The 14395-nt window shown below is 38.7% G+C and carries 15 protein-coding genes and 1 tRNA gene; 2 read left to right on the top strand and 14 right to left on the bottom strand.

Features of this window, described 5'->3' with window-relative positions; translation table 11 throughout:
• Nucleotides 1-11: 11 nt before the first annotated feature.
• Nucleotides 12-977, bottom strand: coding sequence for a hypothetical protein (locus tag I2I04_RS01415; RefSeq protein ID WP_008998670.1), 966 nt, complete (start codon nt 975-977; stop codon nt 12-14).
• Nucleotides 974-5608, bottom strand: coding sequence for a phage tail tape measure protein (locus I2I04_RS01410; protein ID WP_195654097.1), 4635 nt, complete (start codon nt 5606-5608; stop codon nt 974-976). Before I2I04_RS01410 ends, I2I04_RS01415 begins: the two co-directional genes overlap by 4 nt.
• A gap of 263 nt (nt 5609-5871) precedes the next feature.
• On the opposite strand from I2I04_RS01410, the gene I2I04_RS01405 reads away from it, so the two are divergent.
• Nucleotides 5872-6066, top strand: a complete 195-nt coding sequence (locus tag I2I04_RS01405) for a hypothetical protein (RefSeq protein ID WP_008998668.1) — start codon at nt 5872-5874, stop codon at nt 6064-6066.
• Between the two features lie 99 nt (nt 6067-6165).
• On the opposite strand, the gene I2I04_RS01400 is transcribed toward I2I04_RS01405, so the two are convergent.
• From I2I04_RS01400 to I2I04_RS01350, 11 genes are all read right to left on the bottom strand, one after another.
• The gene (locus I2I04_RS01400; protein WP_229030923.1) at nt 6166-6384 is read right to left on the bottom strand and encodes a hypothetical protein; all 219 of its coding nucleotides are present in this window, start codon (nt 6382-6384) and stop codon (nt 6166-6168) included.
• A 23-nt stretch (nt 6385-6407) separates the two neighbouring features.
• A complete protein-coding gene (locus I2I04_RS01395; RefSeq protein ID WP_008998667.1) occupies nt 6408-6935 on the bottom strand; it encodes a hypothetical protein in 528 nt (175 codons plus the stop codon).
• A gap of 101 nt (nt 6936-7036) precedes the next feature.
• A tRNA-OTHER gene (locus tag I2I04_RS01390) sits at nt 7037-7105 on the bottom strand.
• Nucleotides 7106-7113: 8 nt separating this feature from the next.
• The gene (locus I2I04_RS01385) at nt 7114-7713 is read right to left on the bottom strand and encodes a hypothetical protein (protein ID WP_008998666.1); all 600 of its coding nucleotides are present in this window, start codon (nt 7711-7713) and stop codon (nt 7114-7116) included.
• Between the two features lie 2 nt (nt 7714-7715).
• On the bottom strand, nt 7716-8096 hold the full coding sequence (locus I2I04_RS01380) for a hypothetical protein (RefSeq protein ID WP_008998665.1): 381 nt from the start codon (nt 8094-8096) through the stop codon (nt 7716-7718).
• 2 nt (nt 8097-8098) lie between these two features.
• Nucleotides 8099-8554: an HK97 gp10 family phage protein gene (locus tag I2I04_RS01375; protein ID WP_032853451.1), complete on the bottom strand. Its 456-nt coding sequence runs from the start codon at nt 8552-8554 to the stop codon at nt 8099-8101.
• Entirely contained in the window at nt 8551-8862 is a 312-nt protein-coding gene (locus tag I2I04_RS01370; protein WP_008998663.1) for a hypothetical protein, read from the bottom strand. Before I2I04_RS01370 ends, I2I04_RS01375 begins: the two co-directional genes overlap by 4 nt.
• Nucleotides 8856-9188 carry a hypothetical protein gene (locus I2I04_RS01365; RefSeq protein WP_008998662.1) on the bottom strand — a complete coding sequence of 111 codons (333 nt, stop codon included), beginning with the start codon at nt 9186-9188 and terminating at the stop codon, nt 8856-8858. Before I2I04_RS01365 ends, I2I04_RS01370 begins: the two co-directional genes overlap by 7 nt.
• A 5-nt stretch (nt 9189-9193) precedes the next feature.
• Complete coding sequence (locus I2I04_RS01360) at nt 9194-10315, bottom strand: major capsid protein (RefSeq protein WP_008998661.1); 1122 nt, start codon at nt 10313-10315, stop codon at nt 9194-9196.
• A 21-nt stretch (nt 10316-10336) separates the two neighbouring features.
• Complete coding sequence (locus I2I04_RS01355; RefSeq protein WP_008998660.1) at nt 10337-10921, bottom strand: hypothetical protein; 585 nt, start codon at nt 10919-10921, stop codon at nt 10337-10339.
• Between the two features lie 19 nt (nt 10922-10940).
• Entirely contained in the window at nt 10941-11645 is a 705-nt protein-coding gene (locus I2I04_RS01350; RefSeq protein WP_008998659.1) for a hypothetical protein, read from the bottom strand.
• A gap of 83 nt (nt 11646-11728) precedes the next feature.
• Here I2I04_RS01350 and I2I04_RS01345 point away from each other — a divergent pair, with 83 nt between their 5' ends.
• Nucleotides 11729-11992: a hypothetical protein gene (locus I2I04_RS01345; RefSeq protein WP_008998658.1), complete on the top strand. Its 264-nt coding sequence runs from the start codon at nt 11729-11731 to the stop codon at nt 11990-11992.
• On the opposite strand, the gene I2I04_RS01340 is transcribed toward I2I04_RS01345, so the two are convergent.
• The gene (locus tag I2I04_RS01340; RefSeq protein ID WP_008998657.1) at nt 11987-14395 is read right to left on the bottom strand and encodes a toxin glutamine deamidase domain-containing protein; all 2409 of its coding nucleotides are present in this window, start codon (nt 14393-14395) and stop codon (nt 11987-11989) included. The genes I2I04_RS01345 and I2I04_RS01340 overlap by 6 nt on opposite strands.

Below are 14395 nucleotides of genomic sequence, written 5' to 3'. Positions count from 1 at the left end.
TTTTTTTCTTTTTAATTGGCATAATTTTTTAAGTCAATATAAAATATTCCATCTTCTGTTATGATAAATTCTCCTGCTTCGGATGCAAGCAGGAAATCTGTTTCTCCAATCCGGAAACTAGTAAATACAAGTTTCAAGGTAAATTCCCACCATACCCCATTATTAAGAAGAAAATTGTTTGTCTGGCAACTCTTATAATAGCAAGGATAGCTTTCACTCCACTCATCACAATAAAATATACGTTCAGCATCAGAATACTCATATCCTTCATCATCGACCTTAGCAGACAGTTTTGTGAGATCATAGAGTAGGGCATTGCGATTACGCCAGAACGCTTCAATCGTCCCGGTCCGCATCAGGCATTTGAGAGATACTTCTTTGGTTTGGAATTTCACAACTTCACCGTCATAGATTGCTCCATCTTGACGTTTGAAATTCTGCAATAGGTTCTTTTTTACTGCCGGAGTTTTCAATATCTCGGCATTACTACCTGGAAGAACTATTACGCCATAATCGGACAAATCTTTATTGTCTATTTCATAACCCTTTGGCATAGCGATAGAATTAACAGGGTCCTGATATTCATAATTTGCTTCATGAGGAAAATCGTTTGCAAAAACTATCTTCGCTATTTCAAGTCTAGGATAAATTGTATAGCTATTCTGTGATAACAAACGTAAACGATATGTTTTACCAAGAATCGGAAAACGGAAATTATGGTATCCCATATCGGAAAGGAGCGCTATTAATCCACCAAATCCCAAGTCATCTCTAAAGCCAAATTCTATACTAATTTCGCTTGTGTCGAGGGCAACCACAGAAAGATCAAATTCTTGTCCGTCTTCCTCCGGCCAGTCGTTTTTCTCCGGATCTTTCAAAGTAGGGAAGGCAACAAGATTATTGTAGCTCCCCTTTATAATTGAAATACCGTGTTTGGTATACATATCTAATTCATCTATTAGTAATTGTCCTTTCATCGCTTCAGTATTATGCCTTTTGTGTTTAATGTATCAATACCCAGCTTTATAGACTCTATGGCTTTTTCAATCGCTTCAAGCCGTGCTGTATGGCTGCTTATATCAGATAGATAAGTGATAACAATATCATTGTATTTCATTATTTCTCCCATATATTTATCCAAATTTGAAAGATATGCGAGTTTTTCCGCTATTTTATCCGAATTAGACTGGAGATGCTTTACACCTTCATTAATTGAATATGTATGAGAGATCATAACAGCAAAACTACCGTCTAGCTTATCTGCAGAGTCTTGCGACATAGAAGCAAATCCTTTCTTTGATGCCTCACGTTCTTCATCATCATCTTTGCCAAAACCATATATTTCTGATAATGCATCTCGTTTAGCTTTCATTTCATTGGCAATCTGTTGGCCTTCGGCTTTCAATGCATTATATTCATCCTCGGTCATACCATCATCCATTGCATTATATAGCTTTTCCCTCCATTCAATCAACCGGTCCATATAATCCTCCTTAAGCATGGAATTAAGAATGGCATTTCTCATATATTCTTCGAAGTTGTCTGCAAAATCAGCACTATCGGCGTCCATATCAGTAAGCAAGTCTTGGAAGTCAGAGCGGAGAGAACTGTAATCAATAAGAGTCGTATCAGCAATTTGTTGTTCTAATACTTCCGCAACCTTTGCGACACCATTTGCTATTTGATCGGCAAATTTTTGTGTATCGGAATCTAGTTGTGACCAAAATATGCCTGCATTCTCCTGAAGCTTTGCAAGTTGATCATCTGTCAAATCAAATAGACCGGTCATACGTCCGCCCATTTTCTTTTTGAAATCATCAATAGACATTCCTAGTGTGTCCGCTGCTTGTTTCCAACCTTCCCAGGACATATCTTCAACTTCACTATATCCCTTCGAGTGTGATTTTCCAGATGCACCAGAATTTAGATACTGTTGTCCTAAAACCCTAGCATTTTCACTTTGCAATTTTACCATTTTAAGCGCTTTTTCATAGGCTGCATTGGCATTATCTCCTGTAAGAGTTTCAGCTAATTCCAGTTGCTTTTCGATTACTCTATCAAGAATACTGATATAAGACTCATACGTTTCTTTCGCTTTCTCGTATTTCTCCGTTGTATCGTCTTTGCCGAACAAATCAAAGATTTTCATTGCTACCTGCATTGCTGCGCCAATAATCGCAAGAATAACAGACGCTTTTTCAACTGTACTAATAGCGTTCGCTGATGTATTTGCTGCTGATTCAACGCCAGACATAGCAGTCATTGTAAATGCTCCGATATTACCAATCAAAGAGATAATTTCTCCAGCAGGTCCACCGATCGTTTTTCCAAGTTCATCTATTGTGTCCGCTAGTTCTGATATCTGTGCTCTGACTTCTTTCTCTGCCTTTTTAACTTGGTTGTCTTTCTTGACAACCTTATCTTTTGCTGCGTTGTAGTTTTCAGTTTTCTTTTTAACTTGCTCCAAGGCCTGCGCTTCGGATAAATAGGCTTTAGTCGATTCTATTTTACCTGTTTCCGGATTGTATTTAGAGGATTTGATCCCATTCTCAAATTTAGCACCTCCTTTCACAGCCTCGGCTTTTATCCGAGCATTTTCTAACTCGATTTGCGCATTGGCTAGCTCTTCTTCAGCTTCCGCTAGTTCTTTCTTCTTATCAGATAATGACTGAAACGGATTACGGGAATCCAATTCGTCCATGATGGATTGAATTGTACTCGTATATTCGCGAAGTTGATCAGGAGATAGAACTTGTGCCGCTGTACTCTTTGCATTCTCTAATTGCGTTAAAAGGGAATTAAGAGTTTCGGAAGAAGTTTCTTTCAAGTTTTCGAAGGCGCGAACATATTCTGGGGATTCTTTCAACTTATCGTAGTCCAGTTTCATTAACTCCATTCCCTTATTTTTCGTTGCTTGAGCAATGGAACGGTCTATCTGTTCTACCTGATTTGTATCTCCATTCTTCGTAGCTTGTTTACGCTGTTCCTGTAACGTTGCAATATCCTCATTAAATTTTCGTTCAATCGCAAGACGCTGGTCTGTATAATCCTGATACTGATTCAACAGGTCAGATAAATCATCTCCGCGATCAAACTTTGTATTGGTAGCGATTGTAGCTTCTTTTGCTATATTATCGAATGAAGCAAACAGTTTTTTCGTAGATTCTGAATTGATGAAAACATCTGCATTAAAAACCTTCTTTTTATTTTGAGGATTGATTTCAAAAGCAGCTCGTGCATCTTCTATTACTTTCCGTTTCTTATCCTCGGTTTCGCGCTTAATAGCCTGTAATTCTAGCCGATGATTGAGTGCTCTTTGCCTTAGAACCTTTTCACTGCTTTCTTTAAGTTTATTGATTTCAATCTGTTCAAGTTCATTTGCTGAATCTTCTTTCATTCGTTCCTGGTCAAACTTCTGTTTCTCTAACAGGAGTTTATATTTTTCTTGTTCTTCACGTAATTTTTGTGCCTTATCATCTTGCTTGGAAAATGAATCATAAACTTTTAACTCTTTCTCTGCTTCTTTTAGCTTTTTGATGTTTTCTTTGTAGGCAGTAACGACAGTAGCATCAATCCCTTTGAAATTTCCAGCATCCATCAATTTCTTTTGAGCCGAAGCTATTGAATCTAGTGCTTTCGTTGCATCATCTTTTTGCTTGGTCCAAAAGGCTTTATTTTGAGTAGCGGCTTCTTTTTGGGATTGTACATGAGCCTTAATAGATATAGAATGTACCTTTACTGCTCTGTCAACCTCACCTTGTAACAAATCCACTTCTTTAGCAACAGCTTCTCTATCTTCTTTTAATGCACCAGTATACCCATTTCTGTTATTTGTTAGGATGATTTGGTTGTCTATTTTTTGTAAGCGTTGTTTTGCCATAACTAAATTAGTCTTAGCTATAACAACATTTCTTCTTGCTTCTGCTTCTGCTATTTTATTGGTTAATTCTAAGTCATCCATATCTTTCAACTTCTTCAAGTCCATATCTTTAAAAACGGACTTCATTAAACGTTGCAGTTGAAGCAGAGCCTTATATCTTTCTGTAGTGGCAGCCGCATCGCTTCGTGCTATAGAGACAAGACCTTGAATCTTATTCTTATAATCTTCTGCTCTTTGTTGGCTTTCTTTTACTGTTTTATTGAATCGGTATTGTGCTTTCTCTGCAGCAGTTGCACGGGTAGCATACTTATAAATTGCATATCCGAGAGTTGCAGCAGCTGCAGCTGCTAAAATATAGGGATTTGCCAACATGGCTGCAGTATTCTTTAATAGGGAAGCCGTATGCATTTTAATTGTTGTAATCATTGCTTTCCTTGTAGCCATCTGTTTTACTTGGGCAGCAGTAAGGACATTTTCAGATACAGTTCCGGCTTCAACAGCTTTCTGGTACAATGTCATTTCATATTTTTCCATTTCAAGCAATGAAATATGTATTTTCTTAACAGCATTTATAGCTATAATAGAACCTTTATAGCCAATAAAAGCACTAGTAAGTGTCACTATCAATGTTCCCAATATTCTTAATGATTCTTGTGCATCTCCATTTTCGAAGGCTTTGTTAAAAGAAGTAGCAATAGAAGATACTTCTTTTAAAATCTCTTTTCCAAGGGGACGAAGGGTAGCTGTTATATTATTGCCAAGTAGTTTCATTTGATTTTCGGCAGATGAAGCCATTTCTTTAAAGGCTGCTTCTGCTGCACCGGCAGAATTATTAACTTCGTCTAGATCGGAAGCTGCTTCCTTGGCCTTTTCACCAGTAAGCATTAAAGCGGCTTGGAGTGCTTCATCGGTACCCAACAATTCTTTCATTTTGGTTGATGAACCACCTGCTTTGTCATAAATAAGTTGTAATGCTTCTTGGAAAGTACGTCCTTTGAATGCAGCGTCTCCCAACTGGTTGGCTGTACCTAAGATAGCAGCACGTATTTTCGTCATTGCTTCCGAAGTGGGAACACCTTGTTTGGTGATTGATGCTACTGCGCCCAGGACTTCTTTTATATCAATGCCAAATGATGCAGCAATAGGTGCTGCTTGGGCTATACTTTTGCCTAGTTGACCAAAATCAGTCTTACCTAATCGAACGGTGGTAAATAACTGGTCCGAAACTTCCTGGGCTTTAGAAGCATCCAATTTATAAGCATTTAGAACTGTAGTAATAGCATCAGCTGCAGTAGCAGTATCGGTTACTCCACCAACAGCAGCTTTTGCGGATGCTTCCAACACTTTCATTCCGTTGGCTCCATCATGTCCGGCAGATACGATCTGATAGAGAGCTTTGGCTGCTTCGTTTGCTTCAACGGGAATAGTACGAGTTATCTCCATAACTTGATTCATGTAATCCGTTAAGCTGCCTTTAATTCCATTTGAAAGAGTAGCAACTTCTTTCATGCTTTGTTGAAATTGTTTTTCAAAGTCGTATGCACCTTTGGCAGCTCTGGCAAATGCGATACCTGCACTAATGCCGATCCCACCGAATACATCGAAAGCGGTAATTTCACTGGCCATTGCCTTAATGATTCCCATCGCTTCCTGACGCCCGGAATATAGTCCTGAATTATCTATGCCTGTTGCGAAATACAACGCTCCATCTTTGTTCTGAATACCCATATAGCATTTATTCTTAAAATATAAAGAGGAGCCAAAATTTGGCTATTTCAAGAAGAATAAGCATCTTTGCAGTGTCTTGACCAAGGACATTTTTTAATCTTGCAAATTGGGAGTTGATAAGCCTACAGAAAGTATAATATAGGCTATCAATTCCCTTTGCTACATAATCCAATTTGCAAGATAATAGATTATGGTCCTTGGTCGGAATAAAAGGGGAGAGATAGCCTTTTTCTATAATATATAAATCACTATTCATTAGCGCCATGACCAAGGAAAATGAAAACGTATCCATAGCGAATAAAAGTAGCTATACGGAAGAAGAGATTAAAGCTGCCTACGAGAAAGGGAAGAGTGAAGGAAGAATTGAAGGGATGCTCTCTTATCAGAAAAGATTGATTAAAAATCTACAGCAGGATAATGCTTCTCTCAATCAGATGCTTCAAGAAATGAAAAAATAATCCCCTGTATCTTCACAGACACAAGGGACCAAAAACAACTCTAAATCAATTTAATAAAAAAACAGTTAACCTAATATATAAACACAATGGCAAATTACTTTATCTTTTGACTTTCCCGTTAATATCATAATATCTTTTCATCCGGATCTTCTCGTTTGGATTATCAAAACTTGGTAGCTCTATCCATTCATAGTCTCGTCCTTCGACTTCTCCGTCTTCATCAGTCGTTTTATTTCGCTCCCTCATTACAAAGGAGTACTCCTGAAGCAATATCTCTATTAATCCATAGCTACTATCCAGCGTCTCATTAAAAGTCAATCCTAGAGCTTCTTTTACAATAACTAAGAATCTACTTTGGTTGTATCCTTCCAGCTTTGTAGATTTTTCCGAGCGGCTATTATCTCCGTCTCTCGCAATGGGCTCACGTTCCGAAGCATCGTGATAGAGGTACAAAAAGGGTGATATCCTATTCGATATATAATTGCATTGAATAATATGCGTATATCTTCCCATGTGGAATTGTCTGCAAGAGCTTGTTTAAACCATTTTGGCGGATCACTTGGCTTATTATGAATACCTAAGCATACGATATCAAGAAGCAGTTCTCCGTACTTATCCATAATTTTTGGAAAATCTTCTGGCAGCTCTCCCTTTTTTACAATCATCCTATCAATATCTTCTTTTTCAATTTCAAGAAGAAGCGGACGAATTCTAAACCATGTCCGGACGGTAATTGGTTTTATTACAATACTATTACCTGGGTCCTTTCCATTAGGAATAGAATCTCGGTTAGAGAAATCAAATGGGATTCTTACAGGTTGTTCTGTAACAGAATCAGATTCTTGTTGGAATAAGTTTTTTATACTCATAAATTTCATCAAGGAGCCTAGTCAGTTGTACTTCCTGACAATATATCCAGTTATTCGCGACTAACCTTTAATACTTTCGGCTCCATCCTTCAAATAGTTTGTTCCTGTGAGTGGATTCGAACCACCGGTCTCTACTAATGTAGTGCTTTAACCAACTAAGCTACACAGGAAACCATTTTTACTCTACTACTTCTTCGCCTTCGGGATTTGCTGGATTTGCCGGGGCTTCTCCGCCTTCAGACACGCTTATAACTTCACGCATAAAAGCAGCCTTTTTTTCTCCGGAAGCTGTAATGGCTGCCTGCATATATACACGTATAAGTAACAACTCCGCTTGCTCGGAACCGGGAGCTTGTGAGATCTTAGAAGTAATCTTACCATTAACTACGGTATAAACTACCTTTTTACCGTTTTTGGGTAATGTTTCACACTGGAATGTCTTTGAGATAGAAGGAACGTTGATTGGTTTCTTCCAGATGTTTCTTCCGTCAGCTGTATCAATCTCACCACCTGCTAACTCTTTAAGTACTTCGTTAGAAGGAGTAGGAATAGAGAGCTCGATGTAATCTGTTGTATCTTTTACAAATTCAACATACAAAGGTTCATCGCTTCCTTCCGTTTCGACTTTTACTTCTTTAGGATCCGCAAAGTTGAATACTACACTTCCTTTTGTCGGAAGAGGAAAATCTTTGAGGTCCGCTCCTGGAACACCGTCTCCGACTGTTCCAAATTTAATTTTACCTACGCCCATAGCGATAGGTCTTACTTCTCCTGTCATAATTATTGATCTATTAAAATTTCTAGTCTAATATTTGTACAAGCGAATTTCTCTTTCAAGTCCGGCATTGGAACACTCCAGAGAACTGTCACTTCTTTACATATACCGTCATTGCTATTAATGGAATCAAGCGATTTTCTTACTTTACGCTTAATTTCCTTCATGCGTTGACGTTGGGGCATACCATTTTCATTCAAAGGAACAAAGATGTTGACGTTGATAGGCACTTTATTAATGAAGTCGAGTTCATTCAGTTGCAGATGATTGATAACGATATGTTCATTGGTTAAGCCTGCTTCCGATTTGTCCTTGTAAATCATAACATCGGTGCCCGCAGCGACCACAGCATTATAGATTATATCAACAGCGTCGAATTCATCCATAATCAAATCTTGCTAAAAACTGATTTCAACGTATCCCTTAGATACTTCTCACATTGCGTATTAGCTCCTGAAACTACTTCATACCCTTTAGCTTCTACGGCTGCCGCGTATTCCATTCCTGCAACACCAACCAACACATAACCACCGGAATGAGACAGAGATACTTCTTCTGCAAGCCTACGCCCTTTATACTTACCGGTTGTCTTGTCAGTTCCTTTTTCACTTTCAGTAAAGTTCTCTGCAACCACTTCTCCGTTTTTCGCAATTATATATCCGATAGATGAACGAAGATTGCCAGTCTGGTCCTTATATGAGCCGTTCCGGCGAGCTATATCGATAAACTTTTCACCTCCTGCCTGCAGCAATACAAGTATCTTGTTTTCTGCTTTGCTTTGAAAGTGATCGAACCAACGTTCTAGTGAATGTTGGTCGAATAGGGGAGTCATGCCATTTTTCATACGTTGATAATTGAATGTGATTGATAAGATTCCCAACAAATAATTGGTACATCTACGCCTTTGGAATCAACTTTCAAACGCAAAAACTTACTGTCTGCCGGCGGTTGGATTTTGGTGTAAAAATAGCCATGTACTTGCGCTTCATCACCAGCAGAATTACGTTTATAGACAACAGTACCATCACTTACAGGATCATAACGTCCGGGAACGGATATTTCAATCGGTTTCCCCGGAACCCATTCACCGTTTACTGTCTTTCCGTTAACGTCGATAGTGACTATCGCTGTATGTGGATATCGTTTTACCATCTGTTACCAGCCTTTCCTTTGATAATGATTCGTTTCCCGAGTTTACCGGCTTTCTCCGGCTCCCCGTTTTCTATATACAGTTGTTTTGCAGTCTGGACATAGAAAGAACGGGGATGAGTGATAGAAAGCTTATTCTCACTGAAATCCTGTGAGTTTACTAACATGGCGTACGTATCAGCGACACAAAGACCAACTTGCTTCATGTTTTCAGTAGTACATTCCGCTTCGGGGTTGATGCCCCGCTTGACGAAGACTACCTTATCTAAGAAGCTTTCCATATCCTCAATAGAAGGATATTCCAGTATTGTTTCTCTGATTGTTGCCATATAGTTTACTCTTCATCTGTTTTTTCAGTATCTTCACCTTCTTCCCATGCTTGGCCATCAGTTTTCATGATGTACATTGCATCAGGATCATTAATTACAGGAATTGCGTTGGCTTCCGCTTTAGTCCACTCCTTGAACGGTTCCAGTTCAGACCATTTGCTGATGAAAACAAAGTCTTTTTTCAGCGTTGTAGCTTTCTTCTTGTATTCAACAGAATGTTCCGCTGCGATAGGACCATGCTGAATGTCGCCACACTGTAAATCTTCCAGGAAACAAATATTAGCGGATTCCCATGGATTTACAGTAGTACGTTGATGAGCAGCATTCTCAATACGAACAGACGGACTTACAAGAACAATCTGGACACCTTCCGTATTCTCTTGGGCAGCAAGGTATTCATTGATAACCTTTTTGGAGATAGTCAGTTTTTCTTTCTGATTGATCCAGCCTTTTACCTTTTCAATAACAGCCTTTTGCTTCTTCAATAGAGCAAATCTGTCTTTGCGCATTACTACGTATTTGATAGTAACACCTTCGGCAGAAGCGGCAACCACAGTGTCCTCAATATCCTGTAAGCCGTCGGCCGTTGTAGACTTAGACCAATCCACAGCAGCAACTTTCTTGTTTTCATTAGGCATACCACAGCCTACAAATTCTTCGGTAACAATGCCATTGTTATTGCTTGAATTGAGAATGAAGCCACCTTTAGACATCAATTGCATACACCACCATTCGAAACGGCCACGAACAGCGTTATATACGAAGTCTTGATCTTTAAAAGCAAGGTCTAGAATTGATTTCAAGTCTGCATCACCTTCACAATCCCGGCTAAGTTGCTGGTATTCGTTCCAGTCGCTTTCGTTCATACCGCGTTTTACGGCAGTCTTAGGGATATCACCTGACATCTTGCCGATAACTTCACGTTTCTTTTGCGGTGCGGAAGAATCGAATGAAATAACATCAGCGATAACCGGTGCACCTTTTTCGCCAGTAAGAGTTTCCCATTTCAGAGAGTTCTTCTGCTTTACACCAAAGAAATTAGGGAAGAATACCGGCTTAACTTTACGCGAGTTAAGACGGGCACCCATATTCTTACGGTTCACTTGTTTAATTAAACTTCTTTCCATACATAATTATGAATTAATGGATTACACAAAACGGATAAAATGAAGCAATTCCTTCATTGCTTCGTCAATAGGGTAGGGCATTACTGCCTCATTTACAGTACCACGTACCAGAAGTCCTGATTGCTGGTTAGCAACCGTTACATCAACCTTGTTCATTGTAATAACTTCTGGTACATATTTGAACTTGGCGGCTTTGGCATCAGCTTTGGCAGTAACAAGAACTAATACATTACCTATCTCTGCAGCTCCAATTGGTCCAGCAAGGGTTATCGTATCGTAGCCTGGGTTGGTCTTGTCGATTGCAGAGATTACATCAGCAGCTCCAGTTAAGGCACCACCAACAGTAACAGCCTCTCCAACTTTAAACACATGATTCTTTGCTATCTGAATAGTTACTGCATCAGCATCCGCAACTGCCGTAATTCTTCCGGTCTTAACAGTATGATAAAGACCGTTAGCATCCTTACCTACCATAACAAGCGGAGGAAGTTCATCAATGATTCCCTTCAGTTCCGCACGGGCAATAGTACCACCGCCCTGAATGTCCTCAATAATCTTTTCGATTCCGGGAGCATACTGAAATTCTTTTTGTTTTTTTCTGAACATAGCTTTTAATTATTAGTTATTATTCATCGAGGCCAAGACTGGCAGTTCCATTATTTGAGTTTTCTTCGTCTTCCATAAGTTCTAGCCATTCTTTTTCAGAACGTTCTTTGGGCTTGTAGGAATTAGGCTTGTAACCGCCACCGGCGACCTCATCATCTATTACCGACTGTCTGATTTCAGCGTATTCTTCTTGCAACTCTTTAATCTGATCTTCAACAGAAGTTTCAGAATTGACATCAATACGGTTAAACCACTTTTCAGGGAGTTTTGCATCTGCAAATAGTGTTCTGGCTGATGCCTGTTTCGTGGAAGTTGTGACTGTTGATACGACAGAAGATACCGATGCGGTCAACTCGGAGATTTGCTTCTGTTGGGCTTTCAATAGCTTAACTACAGATGCGGGCAAATCTTCGAAGTCTTCATCATCGTCTTCTTCATCATCGTCTTCGGATTTTACTGTTTTCTTAGTCTTTTTAGCCGATTTGATAGGTTTACCATCCTTTAAACCATTGTTCTTTTCATACTCGGCAATAGCATCCTTTTTCGCTTTTTCTATTGCGGATGTGTTTTCAAGATCAGGAAGAATATTGTCTTTGAACAAGGCAATATAAGTATCAATATCATCCTCCTTTTCGATTTTGAAGAGTTTCTGAACCTTTACAGCGTACTTTTCATTTACACCTGCGGCTTTCAAGCTCTTTTTAATTGCATCAATGATTGTCATAACGATTTTCTATTAAAATATAAGGGGAGTAAATTTTTCCTGCTTATATATTTTATTCCGGAATCAATGACTATATTTGCAACATGGATAATAAGAAGAAAGAATATAGAAAGAAAGCTAAAGAACTCGCTCTTCAAAATGGATTCGATCAAGTTTCCTATTATGGAGAATGGAACGGCTATTTAGCATATACAGTATCCCGGAAAGAAGATGCAGGATGTTGTATTGGTTATCCTCGCTTTATCCTTGTTAAAGATAGTGTTGCTACGTTAGCACCATATACTCAATCAGAAGATATAATGGGAATGACTTCCATGCCTAAAGACCATGTAGATACATTACTATAATTTTTTCACTATTCCGTCAATAATATCAGTATTTACCAACAAATTGTCTACACGTAATACATTAACTCCATATCTCAAACTTATTTCCTTTGATAGTTCTCTCCAATTTTTCATCTTTCCAGTTTGTGGGTCATATATTATTATTTTTCCATTATGTAATTTTTCCAGAGTAATAATATGCCCAGAATTCTTGCCTTTCCAAGCAAAATCAATATGATATCTTCCCGGTTCTTTTACTAGTTCAACTAATTCTTTGGTTAACTCTTTTATACTTTTGCTTTTTAAAGCTCCCGATCTTGTTATATCATATATGCCTCCTGCAGTCTGTTTTTTAGGGATAACCATAGTCTTGGGGTCGATCCATGCCCAATTGGTCCGCATTGATAACTCATATGGAATGTTCCCTGTCTTTTGAAGATTTGGTAGAGCTGTAACATTATATCCACGTCTCCTCAATTCATTAGCAACTACGCAAGACTGGCAATTTACACTATATTCGCTTGCTTTTCCATAATTAATGTTTCCCCGTAACTCATTAGCTTCTTCGAAGGTCATTTCTTTGCCTTTTTTTACACCAATCTTCTGTTCTATTTTGGCTTGGTTGAAGTTTCTTACAAATCGGTCGTCCCATCTTTTTTGAATATCATTCTTTTCTGCATCAGTTTTGATGCGCTTAGGTATGGATGATTTTTTATTAAAGTATTGTCTATCTAATTCTTTAAAATATTCAGTTATATATGAGGGAAGTTCTTTTCCTGTATTACGAGCCGCCCAAGCTTCAGCAAATGCTTCAGATGGTGTTTTAAGAATATCACATTGAGACTCTTCCGCCCATTTCTTAGCGATAGTTTGCCATTTTGAATCTGATGATACTAAGTGTTTTTGGTCAAAAACATGCCCTATCTCATGAAAAGTTGTAGATTTACCGTCAGTATTAAAGCGCCAATGATGCCCTGTCCTTGCCATATATTCAGTTTCAATTTTGGCTTTAGCTTTTGTTATCGCATTAATACTTTTGGCATTTATACCAACTAATGTACCATTCTCAACTTTCCATATCTCATTTTCTTTGATTCTTATTATATTCTCCATTGTAATGCCATGATATCCTTTCTTCTTGATAGCATACCCTGATAGATTTTGCAGATTCTTTGCGCTTCCAACAAATAAAGGCATATCTTCCTGGGGAAGTGTTTGCAATGCTTCATTTAATGCATTGGCAATATCCAATGATAAGTCGGAAAAATCTGCATATTTAACACCTAACTTCGTTGCATAATTTTGAGCTTCTTCTACGCTCTGACTTTCTTTGAAAGGAGATATCGGCTCAATTACAGATTGTTTAGACTTCTCGGGCTGTTTTACAACTATTTTTAGGCGCTCATTTACATTCCCGTCTTGCGTAAAGTTATCCTTATACCAGAAAGCCGATTGTAAACCGTCTTTATTCTCGCTAACAAACTCCTTTGCTGCCTGGGGAATATCAGTAATAACCTGCTCTTGCGGAACCGTATCATTTAGCAAGAAATCAGCAAAATCTTCCGGCTCCATGGTGATAGGAGTGGCAAAGCAGATACAAAAAGGATGAAAGCCTGTAAACTTGAACGTTTTCGGATATTTACCTACCATCGCATCACAGATCTTGCACGGTCCTCGATTATTGGCCGAGCGATGTACCTCAATACCTAATATGAAGTCCTGTTTGCTCCAACGTTCATAGTCCGCACTACGATAAGCAATGTTCGTAGTTGTTGCAGATGTCCGGAGAGCGTTCTTATATGCTGAACGATAAACACCTTGTCCTGGATGATAATTCTTCATTGGTTGTGATAATACCAATTCACCTTTCTCATTCCGGATCCTGCGAAAGCGTTTTTGGGGATTTTGCAAAATTTGCCGTATATCGCTACTGATTCCGTTTGCATTACGTCCGGCAACTACGCCACTATCAAGATAGAATTCGAGTTGCGATTTCGTTTGTTGCGTAATATTCCAAACTCTATCAGATAACTTGAATCCGTTAGCATCTATATCGTTCTTTAGAGTTTCAAATGCAGATAAGCTATGAGCGAACATACCATCTTTTGTTGCACTGGAAATAGACATTCCCTTGATGAACTGGGAAATAAAATCATCATTCTTTTTTTCTGCTCGTTCCCAACCGTCCTTTTGAAATGCAGAGATATTAGCATATAGCATTGATTCAAGATTCAGCAGTTCCCGGTCAACTGCACTCTCTATTCCCTGATTGCTTATCCATACATTGTTTTTCCCCGCATCAGACCATTTACGGAGATACGGGGAAACAGAAAGTATAAACTGATTAAAGATATTGGCTATTACGGCCTGCTGTGCAGCAATTTTCTGTATATGTTGTTTATCGTAGAAAGAAAGTCCGGGCAT

Source organism: Bacteroides sp. 1001136B_160425_E2 (assembly GCF_015559655.1).
In the GTDB taxonomy this organism is placed as follows: domain Bacteria; phylum Bacteroidota; class Bacteroidia; order Bacteroidales; family Bacteroidaceae; genus Bacteroides; species Bacteroides luhongzhouii.
The sequence above is the reverse complement of the archived record's forward strand: the minus strand, read 5'-3'. Positions and strand labels throughout refer to the sequence as shown.

Coding starts and splice junctions, on each gene's coding strand:
- I2I04_RS01410 (WP_195654097.1), bottom strand. CDS start 5,608: ATGGGTATTCAGAACAAAGATGGAGCGTTGTATTTCGCAACAGGCATA.
- I2I04_RS01415 (WP_008998670.1), bottom strand. CDS start 977: ATGAAAGGACAATTACTAATAGATGAATTAGATATGTATACCAAACAC.
- I2I04_RS01350 (WP_008998659.1), bottom strand. CDS start 11,645: ATGACAATCATTGATGCAATTAAAAAGAGCTTGAAAGCCGCAGGTGTA.
- I2I04_RS01340 (WP_008998657.1), bottom strand. CDS start 14,395: ATGCCCGGACTTTCTTTCTACGATAAACAACATATACAGAAAATTGCT.
- I2I04_RS01395 (WP_008998667.1), bottom strand. CDS start 6,935: ATGAGTATAAAAAACTTATTCCAACAAGAATCTGATTCTGTTACAGAA.
- I2I04_RS01345 (WP_008998658.1), top strand. CDS start 11,729: ATGGATAATAAGAAGAAAGAATATAGAAAGAAAGCTAAAGAACTCGCT.
- I2I04_RS01355 (WP_008998660.1), bottom strand. CDS start 10,921: ATGTTCAGAAAAAAACAAAAAGAATTTCAGTATGCTCCCGGAATCGAA.
- I2I04_RS01370 (WP_008998663.1), bottom strand. CDS start 8,862: ATGGTAAAACGATATCCACATACAGCGATAGTCACTATCGACGTTAAC.
- I2I04_RS01380 (WP_008998665.1), bottom strand. CDS start 8,096: ATGGATGAATTCGACGCTGTTGATATAATCTATAATGCTGTGGTCGCT.
- I2I04_RS01365 (WP_008998662.1), bottom strand. CDS start 9,188: ATGGCAACAATCAGAGAAACAATACTGGAATATCCTTCTATTGAGGAT.
- I2I04_RS01385 (WP_008998666.1), bottom strand. CDS start 7,713: ATGACAGGAGAAGTAAGACCTATCGCTATGGGCGTAGGTAAAATTAAA.
- I2I04_RS01405 (WP_008998668.1), top strand. CDS start 5,872: ATGACCAAGGAAAATGAAAACGTATCCATAGCGAATAAAAGTAGCTAT.
- I2I04_RS01360 (WP_008998661.1), bottom strand. CDS start 10,315: ATGGAAAGAAGTTTAATTAAACAAGTGAACCGTAAGAATATGGGTGCC.
- I2I04_RS01375 (WP_032853451.1), bottom strand. CDS start 8,554: ATGAAAAATGGCATGACTCCCCTATTCGACCAACATTCACTAGAACGT.